General features: G+C 67.4%; 17 protein-coding genes and 1 tRNA gene. 11 read left to right on the top strand and 7 right to left on the bottom strand.

Annotated features, from left to right (window positions below):
- The first annotated feature begins 35 nt into the window (after positions 1-35).
- Positions 36-386, top strand: a complete 351-nt coding sequence (locus tag ACFYRU_RS30935) for a thioesterase family protein (RefSeq protein ID WP_387664960.1) — start codon at positions 36-38, stop codon at positions 384-386.
- A 28-nt stretch (positions 387-414) separates the two neighbouring features.
- Here the strand turns inward: ACFYRU_RS30935 and ACFYRU_RS30930 are convergent, their stop codons facing one another.
- From ACFYRU_RS30930 to ACFYRU_RS30920, 3 genes are read right to left on the bottom strand one after another with little or no spacing between them, the layout of a single operon-like run.
- A complete protein-coding gene (locus ACFYRU_RS30930; protein ID WP_387664957.1) occupies positions 415-1,407 on the bottom strand; it encodes a cation diffusion facilitator family transporter in 993 nt (330 codons plus the stop codon).
- 13 nt (positions 1,408-1,420) lie between these two features.
- Positions 1,421-2,041, bottom strand: a complete 621-nt coding sequence (locus ACFYRU_RS30925) for a response regulator (protein ID WP_387664954.1) — start codon at positions 2,039-2,041, stop codon at positions 1,421-1,423.
- Positions 2,038-3,210: a sensor histidine kinase gene (locus ACFYRU_RS30920; protein ID WP_387664952.1), complete on the bottom strand. Its 1,173-nt coding sequence runs from the start codon at positions 3,208-3,210 to the stop codon at positions 2,038-2,040. The genes ACFYRU_RS30925 and ACFYRU_RS30920 overlap by 4 nt, the downstream gene beginning before the upstream one ends.
- A gap of 144 nt (positions 3,211-3,354) precedes the next feature.
- Here ACFYRU_RS30920 and ACFYRU_RS30915 point away from each other — a divergent pair, with 144 nt between their 5' ends.
- The gene (locus tag ACFYRU_RS30915) at positions 3,355-4,323 is read left to right on the top strand and encodes an SMP-30/gluconolactonase/LRE family protein (protein WP_387664950.1); all 969 of its coding nucleotides are present in this window, start codon (positions 3,355-3,357) and stop codon (positions 4,321-4,323) included.
- 122 nt (positions 4,324-4,445) lie between these two features.
- Complete coding sequence (locus ACFYRU_RS30910; RefSeq protein ID WP_387664947.1) at positions 4,446-5,534, top strand: ankyrin repeat domain-containing protein; 1,089 nt, start codon at positions 4,446-4,448, stop codon at positions 5,532-5,534.
- Here the strand turns inward: ACFYRU_RS30910 and ACFYRU_RS30905 are convergent.
- Positions 5,531-7,243, bottom strand: coding sequence for an aminotransferase class V-fold PLP-dependent enzyme (locus ACFYRU_RS30905; protein ID WP_387664945.1), 1,713 nt, complete (start codon positions 7,241-7,243; stop codon positions 5,531-5,533). The genes ACFYRU_RS30910 and ACFYRU_RS30905 overlap by 4 nt on opposite strands.
- A 92-nt stretch (positions 7,244-7,335) precedes the next feature.
- Between ACFYRU_RS30905 and tenA the strand changes: the two genes are divergently transcribed.
- From tenA to ACFYRU_RS30880, 5 genes are all read left to right on the top strand, one after another.
- Positions 7,336-7,998: a thiaminase II gene (gene tenA / locus ACFYRU_RS30900; protein WP_387664942.1), complete on the top strand. Its 663-nt coding sequence runs from the start codon at positions 7,336-7,338 to the stop codon at positions 7,996-7,998.
- Positions 7,995-9,542: a phytoene desaturase family protein gene (locus tag ACFYRU_RS30895; RefSeq protein ID WP_387664940.1), complete on the top strand. Its 1,548-nt coding sequence runs from the start codon at positions 7,995-7,997 to the stop codon at positions 9,540-9,542. The genes tenA and ACFYRU_RS30895 overlap by 4 nt, the downstream gene beginning before the upstream one ends.
- Positions 9,543-9,601: 59 nt before the next feature.
- A tRNA-Lys gene (locus ACFYRU_RS30890) sits at positions 9,602-9,674 on the top strand.
- A gap of 244 nt (positions 9,675-9,918) precedes the next feature.
- Entirely contained in the window at positions 9,919-10,590 is a 672-nt protein-coding gene (locus ACFYRU_RS30885) for a hypothetical protein (protein WP_387664938.1), read from the top strand.
- A gap of 630 nt (positions 10,591-11,220) precedes the next feature.
- Positions 11,221-11,346, top strand: coding sequence for a hypothetical protein (locus ACFYRU_RS30880; RefSeq protein WP_387664935.1), 126 nt, complete (start codon positions 11,221-11,223; stop codon positions 11,344-11,346).
- 30 nt (positions 11,347-11,376) lie between these two features.
- On the opposite strand, the gene ACFYRU_RS30875 is transcribed toward ACFYRU_RS30880, so the two are convergent.
- A complete protein-coding gene (locus tag ACFYRU_RS30875; protein WP_387664933.1) occupies positions 11,377-12,315 on the bottom strand; it encodes a hypothetical protein in 939 nt (312 codons plus the stop codon).
- A 304-nt stretch (positions 12,316-12,619) separates the two neighbouring features.
- On the opposite strand from ACFYRU_RS30875, the gene ACFYRU_RS30870 reads away from it, so the two are divergent.
- The 3 genes from ACFYRU_RS30870 (at position 12,620) to ACFYRU_RS30860 (ending at position 14,632) form a co-directional block, all read left to right on the top strand.
- A complete protein-coding gene (locus ACFYRU_RS30870) occupies positions 12,620-12,871 on the top strand; it encodes a hypothetical protein (RefSeq protein WP_387664931.1) in 252 nt (83 codons plus the stop codon).
- Between the two features lie 221 nt (positions 12,872-13,092).
- On the top strand, positions 13,093-13,707 hold the full coding sequence (locus tag ACFYRU_RS30865; RefSeq protein WP_387664929.1) for a hypothetical protein: 615 nt from the start codon (positions 13,093-13,095) through the stop codon (positions 13,705-13,707).
- A gap of 538 nt (positions 13,708-14,245) precedes the next feature.
- The gene (locus tag ACFYRU_RS30860; protein ID WP_387664928.1) at positions 14,246-14,632 is read left to right on the top strand and encodes a hypothetical protein; all 387 of its coding nucleotides are present in this window, start codon (positions 14,246-14,248) and stop codon (positions 14,630-14,632) included.
- 342 nt (positions 14,633-14,974) lie between these two features.
- Here the strand turns inward: ACFYRU_RS30860 and ACFYRU_RS30855 are convergent, their stop codons facing one another.
- Together ACFYRU_RS30855 and ACFYRU_RS30850 are read right to left on the bottom strand one after the other, a co-directional pair.
- Positions 14,975-15,280 carry a hypothetical protein gene (locus ACFYRU_RS30855; protein WP_387664925.1) on the bottom strand — a complete coding sequence of 102 codons (306 nt, stop codon included), beginning with the start codon at positions 15,278-15,280 and terminating at the stop codon, positions 14,975-14,977.
- 30 nt (positions 15,281-15,310) lie between these two features.
- Complete coding sequence (locus ACFYRU_RS30850) at positions 15,311-15,595, bottom strand: hypothetical protein (protein WP_387664923.1); 285 nt, start codon at positions 15,593-15,595, stop codon at positions 15,311-15,313.
- Between the last annotated feature and the right edge of the window lie 205 nt (positions 15,596-15,800).

The following is a 15,800-nucleotide window of genomic DNA, read 5'->3' as shown; positions in this document are numbered from 1 at the left end:
CGGGAAGCGTACACCTCGTGTGAAGGACAGCTGCCGTGCGACATGAAGTGACACCCGCGGACACCGCACTCGCCGTGGGCAGTGGCGACGTGGAGGTCCTCGCCACGCCTCGCCTGATCACCTGGTTCGAGTACGAGACCGCCCAGCTTGCCCTGGCATCCCTCGGCCCCGGCCAGACCTCTGTCGGTACGTCGGTACGCATCGCCCACCGCCTACCGACCCGCGTCGGCGACACCGTGGACATCGCGGCGGACGGTCCCGAGATCGACGGCCGGCACCTGCGCTTCCGCGTCCGCGCCACCAACTCCGCCGGCCAACTGATCGCCGACGGCGAACTGGAACGCGTCGCCGTCGACCGCGAACGTTTCCTCGCAAACGTCCCCTAGTCCCCCGCCGCAACGTCTCAGGCGGGACTTACGATTGGGGCTCGACGTACCAGCGGGGCAGTTCGCCCGGCTGCAGGCTGGTCGCGTCCCCGGGCCGGGACAGGGTGAGGATCGCCTGCTGAATCTCCGGGCGGGCGTTCAGCGCGTCCTCGATCGCGTACAGCCGCGCCGCGACCTCGGACTCGACATCGTTGCCGGTGACATCGACCGCAGCGACCAGAAAGATCCGATCCGCACCGACCCACTCCATGTGCAGGAACGTGATCCGCTCGATGTCCTTGTGCTCGAGCAACGCCCGCAGCACCCGGTTGCGAGCCAGCGGGGTGACCGCCTCGCCGGTCAGGAAGTCCATGTTCCGGCTGATCAGGAACAGGGCCACCACGCCGAGCAGTACACCGACCACGATCGACCCGACGGCGTCCCACGCGGCGTTGCCGGTGAGCTGGTGCATCAGGATTGCCAGCGTCGCGATCACGATGCCGATCAGCGCGGACAGGTCCTCAACGAACACGGCCCGCAGCACCGGATTGGACGTGATCCGGACGTACCGCCACGGGCGAAGCATCCGCTCCAGTGCGCCGGCCTTGGTCTGCCGCAGTGCCTGCATGAACGAGATCCCCTCGAGTACGAACGAGACCCCGAGCACGGCGTACGCCCAGCCGTACGACGTGGCTTCCGCCTCGCCGTGCTGCAGGGACTGGATGCCGTGCCACACCGACACCGCGGCACCGACCGTGAACAGCCCGAAAGCGGCGAACATCGACCAGATGTACCCGACCCGCCCGTAGCCGAGCGGATGCGTCTGGTCGGCCGGCTTCCGTGCCCGCCGCTCCCCGACCAGCAGGAACACCTCGTTGCCGGTGTCGGCCCACGAGTGCGCCGCTTCGGCCGTCATCGAGGCGGATCCGGTGATCACCGCGACGACCGTCTTGGCGGCCGCGATCAGCAGGTTCGCGGTGAGCGCGACCAGCACTGTCAGGAGGCTCTCGCCCCCGCCGTCGTCCTCCTCCGAGCTGCTCACACTCAGACCTTACTCAGCTGACCGCTCGGATGATGCGCTGCTCGATCGCGCGCGTTACGGCGGCCGCCCGGGTCTCCACCTCCAGCTTCGTGTAGATGTGCTGCAGGTGGGACTTGATCGTCGCCTCGCTGACGTACAGCGACTTGGCGAGCTCCCGGTTCGACTTGCCGGTGGCGAGCAGGCCGAGGATCTCCACCTCGCGCTCGGTCAGCGTCGGACCGGACCGGCGCATCAGCCTGGCCGCGACCGCCGGCGCGAGCACGGTCTCGCCGCGCGCGGTGCCGCGGATCGCCCGGAACAGGTCCTCCGGCGGCGCGTCCTTCAACAGGTACCCCGAGGCGCCGGCATCGATCGCCTTCATGATGTCGGCCTCGGTGTCGTACGTCGTCAGGATCAGCACGTACGGCGGCTCGGGCAGCGCACGCAAGCGCGCCGTCACCTCGGCCCCGTCCGGTCCCGCGCCCAGGTTGAGGTCCATCAGGACGACGTCCGGGTGCAGGGCCGCGACGACGTCCGCCGCGCTCTGGGCGTCCGCCGCCTCGCCGACGACGGACAGATCTTCCTGGGCCTCGAGCAGCGCGCGCACTCCGGCGCGCACGACGGGGTGGTCGTCGACCAGCGCCACCCGGATCATGTCTTGTCCGGCGGCGACTGCAGCGGGATCGACGCGGCCAGCGCCGTCCCGTCCCCCGGTTCACTTTCCAGCACCAGCGTTCCTCCCAGTTGTCTCAGCCGTTCTCTGATTCCGGCCAGCCCGTGGCCGCGGTCGGAATCGATCTTGGCATGAGATCGCGGAAGTCCCCGGCCGTTATCCACAACGTCGAGAACCACCGCATCCGGTTGGTACGTGAGCGTCACGACGGCGCCGTCCGCGTGCGCGTGTTCGAGCACATTCGCCAGTGCGCCACGGGCCGTGCGCAGCAGTGCGGTCTCCACCTCCGAGTCCAGGGTCACCGGCGTACCGTGCACCTGAACGCGTACGTCGACGTCGCTGTGGGCGGACAAACGTTCACAGGTCTTCCGTAGCGCGTCCGGTAGCCCGACAGCGAGCTCAGCCGGTGCCAGGTCGCGTACTACCCGTCTGACTTCGTCCAGCCCGTCGCGGGCCGTGGCTGCCGCTTGAGCGGCGTGATCGCGTGCTACAGCAGGCTTTTCGTCCCACTCGCGCTCGGCAGCCTGGAGCAACAGATTGATACTGGACAGGCCCTGCGCCACGCTGTCGTGGATCTCGCGCGACAACCGGGCTCGCTCCGCTACGACGCCGGCCTGGTGTTGTGCGTCGGCCAGATCGCCTTGCGCCGCGTGCAGTTCGTCCAGCAGCGCCTGCCTTGCCAGCGCGTCTCGCTCCAGCGCCCGATAGGCGCCGACGGCAAGCACTGCGATGCAGACCGGGCCCAGCACGATCGTCGGGTCCAGGCGGTCAGTCATCCGGGTCCACTGCACCACGGTGATCACGACCATCCCCGCAACGACCAGACAGGCCGGGCGGAACGAGAGGATGCGCAGCGCAACAAAGGACAACGGCACCGCACACCAGGCGAATGACGGCGCCAGCAACACCAGCACGCACCACTCCAGCACCAGCAGCGCCAGCCAGACCCGACTGGGCAACAGCCGGTACGCACCGTATGTCGCCAGCAACACCACGGCCGCCAGCAGGATCCACGGTCCTCTCTCGGTGAACCCATGTCCGGTCAGGTACCGCACCACAGATGCCATCACGAGCACGACCAGCGCCGCGTGCAGTGCGGTCACCAGCCGGGTCGCGTGGCTCAGGATCGACGGTGTGTGCGCAGTAGACATGTTCAGCCGATCGTAGGCGGCGCGGAGCCGGTTCCGAATCATCCGTTCGGCTATCCGTTGGTAGCCGAACACCCGTCGTGCACAGCCCGCCCGCGGCGGAGGCTGGAGGCAGTTCGCAACTCACCGACCGTTTGAGAGGTTCAGATGTCCGTCCGTTCGCTGTCCGCCACCCTCGCGCTGTCCGCCACCCTGCTCGGCGCCGGTGTCTCGACGGCCGTTGCCTCGACGACGTTCGCGGCCCGCCCCAACACCTACGAACTGCCCGGCGACCCCGGCGGCTCCAAGTTCGAAGGCATCGGGTACGACACCCGCACCAGGAACTACTACGTCTCCGAGACCACCGGCGGCGAGATCCACCGCGGCCAGGTCAACTCCCCCGACGCGATCGAGTGGCTGAAGGGTGACGGCACCGACGGCCGCTGGACCGCCCGTGGCGTGAACGTCGACGCCCAGGGCCGGGTGTACGTGGCCGGCGGCCCGAACGGGATCGACCACCCCGGCGCGCCGGACCTGTGGGTCTACGACCGCGACGGCAAACTGCTCGCCGCCCTCCGCACCGGCGTACCGAACGCGTTCCTCAACGACCTCGTGATCGGCCCGGACGGCGCCGCCTACTTCACGAACTCCAACGCCCCGCAGCTCTTCCGGGTCGCCGAGCAGCACGGCCGATGGACGGTCAGCACCTGGGCCGACGCGACCGGCACGATCGCGACCGCCACCGGCTTCAACCTCGGCGGGATCGTGCTGTCACCGGACCGCAAGGCGCTGGTCGTGGCCCAGGGCAACGTCGGCAAGTTGTGGCGGTTCGACCTGCGCACTGCCACAGCCACCGCGGTCGACATCGCCGGCGCCGACCTGGTGAACGCCGACGGTCTGGTGCAGAAGGGCAACACCCTGTGGGTCGTGCGCAACTTCTCCAAGATGCTGAGCACGCTGCGGCTGTCTGTCGACGGCAGCACGGCCCGCTTGCTGTCCGCGACCCCGACCGACCCCGACCGGGTGCTGACCACTGCGAAGCTCGCCCAGGGCCGGCTGCTGGTGGTGGACAGCAAGTTCGACGAGGCCACTGCAGTCCCGCCGTACCAGGTCATCGCCCTCACCCCGCTCCGATGAAGCACCGTCCGATCGCCGTGGTCGCCGTCCTGATGGCGGCGGGCACCGCGTGTTCAACTCAGACCGGCAGCGCCCCCGCTGCCTCGCCCAGCTCATCCCCCGCACCCTCCAGGAGCGCCATTGTGCCGTCCACCCTCGACAGCCAGCTCATCGCCGCCGCCTGGAGGAACGACATAGCCACAGCCAAGCGCCTGATCGATGCCGGGGCGAACGTGAACGCGCTCGACGACACCGTGCAAAGCGCGTTCCTGATCGCCGCGAGCGAGGGCTACCTCGACCTGCTCGACCTGACGCTCGCGCACGGCGCAGACGTCCGCAGCCTCGACAGCTACCACGGCACAGCGCTGATCCGGGCCGCGGAACGTGGTCACGCCGCCGTGGTCGGCCGTCTCCTCCAGGCCGGTGTGGCGGTCAACCACGTCAACAACCTCGGCTGGACCGCGCTGCACGAGGCCGTCATCCTCGGCAAGGGCACCCTGGAGTACGTCGACACCGTCCGACTGCTGATCGCCGGCGGCGCCGAGCGCAACAAGTCCGCGGTGAACGACGGCGTCACCCCGGTGCAGGCTGCGAAAGACCGCGACCAGACGGCCGTCAGCGCTGCCCTGGACGCCAAAGCCGATGCTGGTGCGCTACTGGACGCAGTGACCGCGGGTGATGCCGACAAGGTCGCCGCCTCGCTCGCAGCAGGCGCCAAGATCGAGACCCGCGACGACCACCGCCGTACGGCCCTGCTCCTGGCCTCGCAGGAAGACCGGGTGGACGTCGCCCGCCTGCTCGTGCAACTCGGCGCCGACCCGGACGCACAGGACGACCGGAAGGACTCAGCCTGGCTTGTCACCGGCGTCACCGGGAGCGTCGCGATGCTGGAGACCCTCCTGCCCGCGAACCCCGACCTGACCCTCCGGAACCGCTTCGGCGGAGTCTCCGTCATCCCGGCCAGCGAACGCGGCCACGTCGACTACGTACGGCGCGTCGTGAAGACCAGGATCAACGTCAACCACGTCAACGACCTCGGCTGGACGGCCCTGCTCGAGGCGATCATCCTCGGAAAGGGCACCAAACCATGGCAGGAGATCGTGCAGATCCTCGTCGACGCCGGCGCCGACCCCAGCTTGGCCGACAAGGACGGGGGCACCCCGCTCGCGCATGCCGAGTCCAGTGGGTACGACGAGATCGCGAAGATCCTCCGCGCCGCCGGGGCGCGCTAGTCGCGGATCAGGCAGCGCGACGGAAGCTCGAACCAGCGGAGGTGATCGAAGTCTGTGTTGACATGCCCTTCGGGGTCGGTGCGGTCCTGCGGACAGGTCGACAGCAGGTCGCGGGCCTCGGCGAGGTAGTCGTCCAGCGCGGATTCGGGGGCCGTGTGGTCGTGGCGCGGATACCTGAGCTTGCCGTCGGCGTCGTACCCGACCTGGGAGAGTCGCAGCGGCGGCTCGACCGGGCCTCGGTGGTGCCGCCAGAGACCGTTCGCCGGGTCGAACCGGTAGTCGCTGAGCAGTCGCCAACCGTCCCGGGCGACGAGCTTCACGGCCTCGACGACGTACGAGAACACCGCCTCGGAGATGAAGTAGTTGAAGTTCACCCGCACCCAGCCCGGCTTGATCCCCTCGCAGCCGTGCAGGATCTCTTCCTCGAACTCGTGCGACCGGTCGAGATCGATCCCGAGCAGAGTGTGACCGTACGGTCCCGCGCACGAACAGCCGCCGCGGGACTGGATGCCGAACAGGTCGTTCAGCAGTGCGACGACGAAGTTGTGGTGCAGGTACCGGCCGGACGGCGCCTTCACCACGAACGACACGATCGACAGCCGCTCGGCGTCCAGGTTGCCGAGGATCTGCAGGTTCGGCTCGTCCTTCCACGCCTCGACGGCCCGGCGCAGGTAGGCGTCCTCGTGCGCCCGGATCACGTCGATCCCGACGGCCTGCTTCAGCTGGAACGCCAGCCCGGCCCGGATCGACCCGATGATCGCCGGCGTCCCGCCCTCTTCGCGGTGCACCGGGTCGTCCAGGTAGCGGTGCTCCAGCGGGTTCACGTACGCGACCGTGCCTCCACCCGGTACGTCCGGCACCCGGTTGCGGAGCAGTTCGCGCCGCGCGACCAGCACCCCGGGCGTGCCCGGCCCGCCGATCAGCTTGTGCGGGCTGAGGAAGATCGCGTCCTTGTACGAGAGCGGGTCTTCGTCGCGTCCCCCGTACATGTCGATCTCAACGTACGGCGCGGCCGCGGCACAGTCCCAGAACGACAACGCCCCGTACCGGTGGAGCAGCGCGGAAACCCGTCGGGTGTTGCTGACGATCCCGGTGACGTTGCTCGCCGCGGAGAACGAGCCGATCTTCAGCGGGCGGTCGACGTACTGCTGCAGTCGCTCCTCGAGCTGGTCGATGTCGATGTGCCCGTCGGCATCCTGACTGATCAGCACGACGTCCGCGATCGACTCGCGCCAGGGCAGCTCGTTCGAGTGGTGCTCGTACGGACCGATGAAGACGACCGGGCGCTGCTCGGGCGGGATCTGGTCGGTCAGGTGGTAGGTGTCGTCGAGTTCGGCCGGGATCCGCAGGCCCATGATCCCGATCAGCTTGTCGATCGCCCCGGTCGCGCCGGAGCCGCAGAAGATCACCGCGGTCTCGTCGTCGCCGCCGACGCTGTTGTGGATGATCCGGCGGGCGTCCTCGCGCAGCCGCGTGGTCTGCAGACCGGTGCCGCTCGACTCCGTGTGCGTGTTCGCGTACCGCGGCAGCACCTCCTCGCGGATGAAGTCCTCCAGGAACGTCAGCGCCCGCCCGGAAGCGGTGTAGTCGGCGTACGTGACTCGTCGCGGACCGTACGGCCCGGGCATCACCTGGTCGTCACCGATCACCGACGCACGGATCTGCCGCAGCAACGGCGTCTCCGGCGGCATCCCCGCTTGTGCAGCCATGTCTCAGAGTATGGCCAGGAGGTGATCCACGTCTCGTGATTGCTGCGCGCCACCTGGATAGGGTCGGTCCCAGTCGACGGCGAGGAGTGGGGATGACGTTTTCCAGCGAGCTGTGGGACCGCGGTGCGGCGCCGGTGTACGACGAGATCGTCCGGCACCCGTTCATCACCGGGCTGACCGACGGGACGCTCGACCACGACGCGTTCCGGTACTTCGTCATCCAGGACAGCCACTACCTGCGCGCGTACTCGCGGGCGCTCAGCCTGGTCGCCGGCCGGGCCACGGACGACGACGCGGTCAGCATGTTCGCGCTGCACGCCGCCAACGCGATCGCGGTCGAGCGGGACCTGCACACGTCGTTGCTGGAGTCGCTCGGGCTGTCTGCGGCCGACGTGGACGCGGCGGGTTCCGGTCCGACCACTACGGCGTACATGTCCTACCTGACGGCCGTGTGCGCCACAGGCACGTACGCCGAGGCCGTGGCGTCCGTACTGCCCTGCTACTGGATCTACCGGGACGTGGGGCGGGAGCTCCTGAAGCAGTCCTCACCGGACCCGGTGTACGCCAAGTGGATCGCGACGTACGGCTCCGAGGAGTTCGACGCGGTCGTCGAGGCGGTGCTTGCGGTGACAGACACACTGGACGTCGGCACCTCCGAGCGGGAACGCTGTCACCAGCACTTCGCCACGACGTGCCGCTACGAATGGATGTTCTGGGACGCCGCTTATCACAAGCTCGATTGGCCGGTGGGATGAAGGACTTCTACGACGTCGTCATAGTGGGTGGTGGGCACAACGGTCTCGTGGCCGCCACCTATCTGGCCCAGTCCGGGCTCTCGACGCTCATCTTGGAGCAGCAGGCACACACCGGCGGCGCCGCGGTCAGCGAACGCGTCTTCCCGGGCGTCGACGCGCGCCTGTCGCGTTACTCGTACCTGGTCAGCCTGCTGCCCGACAAGATCGTCGCCGACCTGGGCCTCGGCCTGGACCTCCGCTCGCGCGCCGTGGCGTCGTACACGCCAGTGCGCCGTGGTGGACGCGACGTCGGCCTGCTGGTGGAGCGCCCGGAAGGCCCTGGCACCAGGGACTCGTTCCGTGCGCTCACGGGCAGCGACACGGAGTACGAGGCCTGGACGGACTTCTACGGAGCTGTTGGCTCACTGGCCGCCGCCGTAGCACCCACACTGCTCGAGCCGCTCCAGCCGGCCGCAGAGCTCCGCCGCCGCGTCGACAGTGCGCTGTGGGACGAGCTGGTCGAGCGACCCCTGGGTGAGGCCATCGAACGCCGCTTCACCGACGACACCGTGCGGGGCGTGGTCGCGACGGACTCCGTGATCGGAACGTTCGCGGGCCTTCACGACGAGTCACTGATCCAGAACAGGTGCTTCCTGTACCACCTGATCGGGAACGGCACCGGCGAGTGGCGGGTACCGGTCGGCGGCATGGGCGCTGTCACTGATGCGCTGGCGGCAGCTGCGCGACGTGCCGGTGCCGTACTAGTCACCAACGCCGAGGTGACTTCCGTAGAGGTCGACGGGACGCGCGGCTCGGTCACCTGGCTCGGCGGCGACGGAGAGCGGTCGGTCGACTGCTCCTGGGTGCTGTCGAACGTCGCACCGTCGACCCTGGCCACTCTCCGCGGCCAGAGCGGTGCCGAGAAGCCGGAGGGGTCGCAGCTCAAGGTCAACTTGCTGCTACGTCACCTGCCGGCACTGAAGTCCGGCGACGATCCGGCACGGGCCTTCGCCGGTACGTTCCACATCGACGAGGACTACAGCCAACTGGAGTCGGCGTACCGCTCCGCCGCCGACGGCACGCTGCCCGCCGTACCGCCGTCCGAGGTGTACTGCCACTCGTTGACCGACCCGTCGATCCTCTCCCCCGAGCTGGTTGCCGCGGGCTACCACACGCTGACCGTCTTCGGCGTCCACTTCCCCGCCCGATTGTTTGCCTCCGACAACGATTCGGCGCGCGCCGAGGCGACCCGCCGGGTACTGGCCGGCCTCGAGTCGTACCTGGCCGAACCGCTCGACGACTGCATCGCCCGGGACGCCGACGGCAACCTGTGCATCGAGGCCAAGACGCCGTACGACATCGAGGAATCCGTCGGCATGCCAGGCGGCCACATCTTCCACGGCGACCTCCAATGGCCCTGGGCCACCACGCCCGCCGACGCCGGCCGCTGGGGCACCGAAACCGACGCCCGCAACCTCCTGATCTGCGGCTCCGGCGCCCGCCGCGGCGGCGCCGTCTCCGGCCTCGGCGGCCACAACGCCGCCATGACCGTCCTCACCACCTAACCGATTTCGCATCTCCCCGATCCCCCTGCTACGATCCTCTTCGTTCGAAGGCAAGACCGGCGCCGCTAGCTCAATTGGCAGAGCAGCTGACTCTTAATCAGCGGGTTCGGGGTTCGAGTCCCTGGCGGCGCACAAAAGCCCAGGTCACCAAGGTGCCCTGGGCTTCGTCATGTCTGCCGCGGGCCCTTTACGTGCCCTTTTGCCAGAACCTCACCTCACAGCGACCGCCCGTCGTCTGACGTGGGCAGGCTTGGGGCCCGCGGGTTGATCGTGACTGTGTGTCACATCACAGCGGTTCGCATCGCTACCGACTTCTCGCATTCTCGGCCACGCCCAGCGTTGAGCTGCCAACCATCACCCCGGTTGGAGGCCTGAGATGGCGAGACCGCCACTGCCCATCGGAAGCTGGGGAAGCATCTCGACCAGCGTCGAGAGAACCGACGACAAGGGCAGACCCGTCGCGTACCGCGCCAAGACGAAGTTCCGCGACCACGACGGCCATGTCCGCGTCGTATCCGCATTCGGCAGGACCAAGAGCGCAGCCGAGCGCGCGGTCCTGAAGAAGCTGCAAGACCGTGCGAAGACAGGTCGCCATGCCGGCGAACTGACCGCGATGCACAAGATGAACGACCTGATCGACCTGTTCGAGAAGAAGTTCAAGGAGGGGGTCGAGGACGGCAAGTTCTCGCCCACCACCCTCGACAACTATCAGGGCGCCATCAAGAAGCACATCCGACCGGCGGTCGGCGAACTCCGCATCGGCGAAACCACCACCCCACGCATCGACACCGTCATCGCGCAGATCAAGAACCGCGCCGGCGCCCCACGAGCAAAGACCTGCCGAGCCATCTTGTCCGGAATGATGAAACTCGCCGTCCGCTACGGCGCCATCACCGTCAACCCCGTCCGCGAGATCGACACCATCGAAGCCCAACCGAAGAACCCGCCGCGAGCCCTGACCAATGACGAGGTCATCCTCCTCCACCGAAGCCTCGCCGCAGACCAACGAGCCGTCGAACACGCCTTCAACGATCTAGATCTCCCCTGACGACCAAGACAGCGTTGGCGCCACGACCACGAACGGCCGGCGCGGATGGACGTGCCGCTCACCCTCGAAGATGTCGAGGATCTCTCCGGTGCTCAACGGCATGAGCGGCCAGAGTGCGCCAATATGGCGCCTGATGCGATGAAGGAGCGGGGCCTCCGCTCCTCGCGGCTCCCGGCGGATGCTGGGTGCTGAGGTCATTCACGACGAAGGAGGCCCCTTGATGTCAGGGTACGCAGGTCGACAGTTTGTGGGCATAGACCTGCACCGTCGCAGGAGAGTGATTGTCCGGACCGACGAGTGGAGAGTCCTCAGCGGAGACCGCTTCTACGCGTGCCCCGTGTGTCGTCGGTTCGTCGACGCCGGCGATTGGAAATGCCCGCGGGCCCGGATCGGCCCGGGGCGGGCTCGGGCATCGCATGCTGCTCGTCGCGTTCCGCCACCACCGCAAAGGACCGGCGGTCGAGATCCTCCCGGCACCAATCCGGAAGCGGGCTGCTGAGCGCACTGATGCGCGAGTACATCGAGCGCCACCGCTGCGGATCTTCTCGTCTGGCTCGTACTACGCACGTGACAATGTCCTGGCCGCGAGCGACGCGCTGAGGTCGCGATCGCCGAGGCAGGAACTATGAAGTGTCAGTCACCGGTACGGCGTCCGGACCGCTGATCGTCTCCGTCGACTTCGACCTCGAACGAGCCGTCGTATGTCTGCAGCCTCAGTGCCAGGAAGCCGACGACTGGAACAGCCGGAGCGGCTGAATCCGACGTAGCCGGAGCTGCCCGCCGCGGTCAGGAGGTGATGGCTTTGGCCGCGACCTCGCCGGCGGCGATCAGGACGGTCTTGACGGCAGTCGGTGCGGCAGCGTTCACACCGGCCCGCAGGCGGTCGACCAACTGACGAAGCCGGCCGCGCTCGGGGGCCGCCGTGGTGGCCTCGGTCTTCAGAGCGTCAGCGGCCTCGCCGAGCTGGTCCTTTGTTGCCTGATCGACTCCCTTGAGCGCGTCGAGGGTCTCCCGCACGAGTTCGGCGAAGTGGACGAGGTCCTCGGTCTTCAGGCCGGCCGTGTAGTTCTGCGTGCAGTTCTCGCTGCCGACGACAAAGTTGCCCTTGTTGTCGCCGCCGATGTGAATCGAGTTGTGGTGGGTGGGCGATCCGCCGCGGCGCTCCCGAAGATACTCGGCTACGTCGCCGCCATGGTCGGTGAGGTACGCACGGCCTTCAGGCGTCAGACGGGGTCCGTTCCACCCTTCCGACGGTTCCTCCTCGACGTGCACCGCCGTAATCAGGCCGTTGCTGTGCAGGTACTCCGCAGCGGCTCGAAACTCGCGGAGGCTGAACTTCTCGTCCTCCTCGGTGAGGGAATCGACGAACTCCTGGAAGCTGTTCGGGTACGCATCGGCCTCCTCCTGTTCGTCGAGCCACCTAAGCATTGCAGAGCGCAGCAACGCGTCGCGCGCCTTCGGGTCCCGGCGTTTGTTACGCAGTTCCTGAACGGCGTTGATGCCAGTCGGGGTGATCATCCCGCCAGGTGTCCCGGACGCGTGGTGAGTCCTGACCAGGTCGCCGTTCGCGAGGAAGTCGACAATCTCGAACCCCTCCTGGGCAGGATCGACGTCGGCCTTCTTGAAGTAGTCAGCGATCGCCACGTCCTGGTCCGTGTCAGCTCGGTAGGCCTCGTACATCGCCTCAAGCACGTTGGTGGCGTGAAGTTGGATCTCGGTGACCATTTGGAGGTTCCCTTTGTTCGATGCGGTCCCCAGGCGTACCCAGTGTGGACTTCGCCTTGGACAAGATCAGTCCTGGCACGAGCGGACAGCTCGATGGCGTCGACGAGGCTGGCGACTTAGGTATCCGGGTTCGCCAGTGACCAGCCTCGGTCCGGATTCGTTCGTGAGGTATGGGTGGATCACGTCAGGTACGGCGAGCCCGGGGAGCGAGCGGACGCCAAGGCAGCACGGCGGGGGCCGGAGCAACGGTGGAACGAATTCTTGAGGTGGAGCTGAACCGGTACGTCGAACCTGTTGACGATACATGGATCAGGACGAGCTCGCCGGCGAGTACGTGAGCTGGTCTGCGGATTGGTGGCTCAAGGGCTCGTCAGCCAGCGCCATGCACAGCGAGGCGGACCTGCAGGCGTTGGTCGACATCCTCACTGACGACCTGGTGGGCCGTGGCGCCAACTACGTGTTCCACCTCGAGTGCCCCTGCGCGGCGATCTGCCAGCCGACGGGACCGTGCACGACGCGGTTGATCGGATCGGTGTTGCGCTGCCCACCCGAGTAGGAGCTCCAGTCCTCGACTGGCGATCGTCGACGGTACCGGTGGACGCCACACTGCGCCGCGGTGTATGTCGGGGCGAAGGAAGCCGTACGCAGCCCACGCACACAGCTCGACAAGCGGCGCGCAACTGGGGCGATGTAGCGTCCACGGCCGACCACACGATAGAGGACTCGAACGACATGTCGGACTGAGATTCTGCTGAAGTAGCAGGTGGAGGGGGAGTTATGGACTGGGCGACCGTTGGGGTGATCGCTGCCGTGGTAGGGCTTCCACTGGCGGCCTTGGCAACCTGGGCGACGATCCGGACCATTCCGCCGAAGCGACGCCTCGGCATAGAGATGACATCGACGCGTCTGTTCACGCGCGACAAGGCCTCAGGCGCAGCAGATCGGCTGTGGATTTCCCATGCCACGTTCGGCGTCCTCGCCGACCCAACTGTCGTACGGCTATCGATCCGAAACACCGGCCGAGCAGCGATCTCGTCGGCGCTGTACGACAGGGATACCCCAATCAAACTCCACCTCGGCGTGAAGATTCTGGAGTTGCTCGAGGCCTCGAACGCACTCACCACTCAGGTTGGTCCGCCAGCTGAGATCCTCGACGAGATCCTCTTGGTCGGGCCAGGACTAATCGGCCAGCAGGAATGGCTGACCTATGAGTTGCTCGTGGACGGCGACCCGCACCTCACGATCGAGCATGCCTTGATCGACGTTGAGGTTGTGGAGATCGACCCGGCCCAAGAGCGACTGGCGGTGACCATCGGCCGCCTCACGTTGAAGGCAGTCCTGAACTCTGCACTGGAAGTTGTCACACCAGGACCACTTCGGTTCCTAAGGTAAGGCGTAACAGCCAATTTGCATCTGGCCATTAGCACCCTCATCGGCGAGCTGCGGCATCGGACGCGGAGCGAGGTTCTGCGCACCGAACTCGGGCTGACTGACCCCACCATCGTGAACGATAAAACGCCGCTGATCCGATCGTTCTTTGAACAGATCCTCCCGAACCGAGCCCTGGCCACCGCCGATCGGTGGAAGGCCACCGCTCCCGCACGCCGAACAGCTCCGGGTCGAAGGCCCGGACTCAACCCAGCGGGCGCACTTGATCCGGGAGCTACGGCAAGAAGCCGAGTGGGTCCTCGGCAGCGCCAGCTTCAACAAACAACCTCGGCTGGTCCCTATCCATCTGGAGGAAGAATGAGCGCCCTGCACCAGTGGGACGGCCTAATCGGCGTCGGGGTCGGCGCGCTTCTCGCTGCGGTGACAGCCCTGGCTCAACGATCGCCAGCAGTCGAAGCGCACCGACTGCAAACACCGGCATCAGCAACGGCTCGCCGCGTACACGACCGCGTGGACCCAACTCAGCGACGTGGCCTTGGCGATGCGGGAGATCGTCTCGAAGTACGGCAAGCCGCGGCGGCTTGCTCCCTTGGCGCCGTTCCGGGTGCTGCAACAGGCGGTCCCGATCCAGACCAGGCTACGGGAGGCCGGCGAGGCTCTGACCGTGATCCGGTTCGTCGGCGGCAAGGAGGTCGTCGACGCCGCCGACCGGTGTGCCGACGTGATCGTCGAGATGGGCGCGGCGATCGATGACAGCGACACGACGCCTGACAAGCTCAAGGATCTCGTGCAGAAGACGAACGACCGACGCCACCATCTGGTCGACGTCGCCCGCATCGAGCTCGACGTCGACCCGCGGCCCTCGCGCCGCCCGGCGCGCGGGAAAGTGTCACCACTAAGCACCCCAGAACTGTTACCGATGTCCTGACACAGAACCGTCACCGATGTCCTGCGCCATGACGCGCAGACCGAGAAGGGTGTCCGTTTGCGCGGCAGCCCCCACGGGGGTCTGCCTGCTCCTGCCGCTCAAGCGCCCCGAAAGGGGCTCGGCGTCCAATTGGCGACCCGCGACCCGCCAGAGCGTCGGTTCGCTGTTCGAAGCGGCCCGACGCGGGCGGCCGACCGCAGGGAGAGACGACCGACAGGCCGCGGTGCGCAGCTGGACGCCGAGACCCGGGGTGCCAGGCAGGATACCCGGCGGACTATCAGATCGTCCGCGTCCAGGCAGGTCCGGCGACCAACTGCGTCGTTGGCGCGCACCGCGCGATCTCTACCAGGCACCGCTCAGAAGGAACAAGTTCGCGACGATCGCGACTCCCCCGCCAACCCACAGCGCAGGGACGGCGTAGATGAAGCCAACGACGATCGTGACCACAGACGCCAGGTACAGGATCATCGACAGACGGCGGTAGAACGATTGGTGCTTCCCCACGTACTCTTGGAGGGCCTCCATCGCCGCCTCTAGCAGCGCGTAGGCGAGCACGAGCGCGGCAAGACCCAGGAGAACCAACACCACGACGAGGACGACATGGGCTCGTTGACCCGGCGTGCTGGTAGCGACCTGGAGAGCCTGCATATTCGTCCATCGCGCGCGCGGGCCGACGTGTTACACAGCCGCCTCGTGCGCGGTCACAACTAGACCGTGCTCCAGGTCGACGTCCTCGGCCGAGCCGCGCCGGCTGTAGGTCGGAAGCCGCTGGGCGGCGGTGGGTACGCCGCGGCGCCCGGGCCGATCAGATGCTTCGGGTACGTGCAGTCCGATGCACGGCTGACCTGGCGCGGCATGGCTGCGGCGGGAGCGATCGGGCGCGCCCGGGCAGCGCGCCGAGAGCTGAGCTCCGGCCTGACCGCGACCGCGTCCTGCGGTTTCACCCCGGCTCGCGTCCAGCATCGGCGACACCTCGCCCGCACAGATCTTCGCCCGACTGCACTACCTGCGATAGGCGACCGGGAGCCGCAACGACAGATAACTTTCCGTTACTATGCGCTTCGAATTGACATTCCAGCTGCTTCGGAAACCTCATTCCGGACTTCGCACTGGTCACCGGCCGTAGCAGCCAGCAGGCGGAATTCCGCGACACGCCCGGGGCATCTCG

Source organism: Kribbella sp. NPDC004536, from assembly GCF_042873835.1.
Lineage (GTDB): Bacteria > Actinomycetota > Actinomycetes > Propionibacteriales > Kribbellaceae > Kribbella.
The sequence above is the reverse complement of the archived record's forward strand: the minus strand, read 5'-3'. Positions and strand labels throughout refer to the sequence as shown.

Bases quoted from the DNA above. Each gene is read 5' to 3' on its own strand.
- tenA (WP_387664942.1), top strand. From the start codon at position 7,336: ATGACGTTTTCCAGCGAGCTGTGGGACCGCGGTGCGGCGCCGGTGTAC.
- ACFYRU_RS30905 (WP_387664945.1), bottom strand. From the start codon at position 7,243: ATGGCTGCACAAGCGGGGATGCCGCCGGAGACGCCGTTGCTGCGGCAG.
- ACFYRU_RS30915 (WP_387664950.1), top strand. From the start codon at position 3,355: ATGTCCGTCCGTTCGCTGTCCGCCACCCTCGCGCTGTCCGCCACCCTG.
- ACFYRU_RS30855 (WP_387664925.1), bottom strand. From the start codon at position 15,280: ATGCAGGCTCTCCAGGTCGCTACCAGCACGCCGGGTCAACGAGCCCAT.
- ACFYRU_RS30925 (WP_387664954.1), bottom strand. From the start codon at position 2,041: ATGATCCGGGTGGCGCTGGTCGACGACCACCCCGTCGTGCGCGCCGGA.
- ACFYRU_RS30870 (WP_387664931.1), top strand. From the start codon at position 12,620: ATGGATCAGGACGAGCTCGCCGGCGAGTACGTGAGCTGGTCTGCGGAT.
- ACFYRU_RS30860 (WP_387664928.1), top strand. From the start codon at position 14,246: ATGCGGGAGATCGTCTCGAAGTACGGCAAGCCGCGGCGGCTTGCTCCC.
- ACFYRU_RS30885 (WP_387664938.1), top strand. From the start codon at position 9,919: ATGGCGAGACCGCCACTGCCCATCGGAAGCTGGGGAAGCATCTCGACC.
- ACFYRU_RS30895 (WP_387664940.1), top strand. From the start codon at position 7,995: ATGAAGGACTTCTACGACGTCGTCATAGTGGGTGGTGGGCACAACGGT.
- ACFYRU_RS30850 (WP_387664923.1), bottom strand. From the start codon at position 15,595: ATGCTGGACGCGAGCCGGGGTGAAACCGCAGGACGCGGTCGCGGTCAG.
- ACFYRU_RS30865 (WP_387664929.1), top strand. From the start codon at position 13,093: ATGGACTGGGCGACCGTTGGGGTGATCGCTGCCGTGGTAGGGCTTCCA.
- ACFYRU_RS30875 (WP_387664933.1), bottom strand. From the start codon at position 12,315: ATGGTCACCGAGATCCAACTTCACGCCACCAACGTGCTTGAGGCGATG.
- ACFYRU_RS30920 (WP_387664952.1), bottom strand. From the start codon at position 3,210: ATGTCTACTGCGCACACACCGTCGATCCTGAGCCACGCGACCCGGCTG.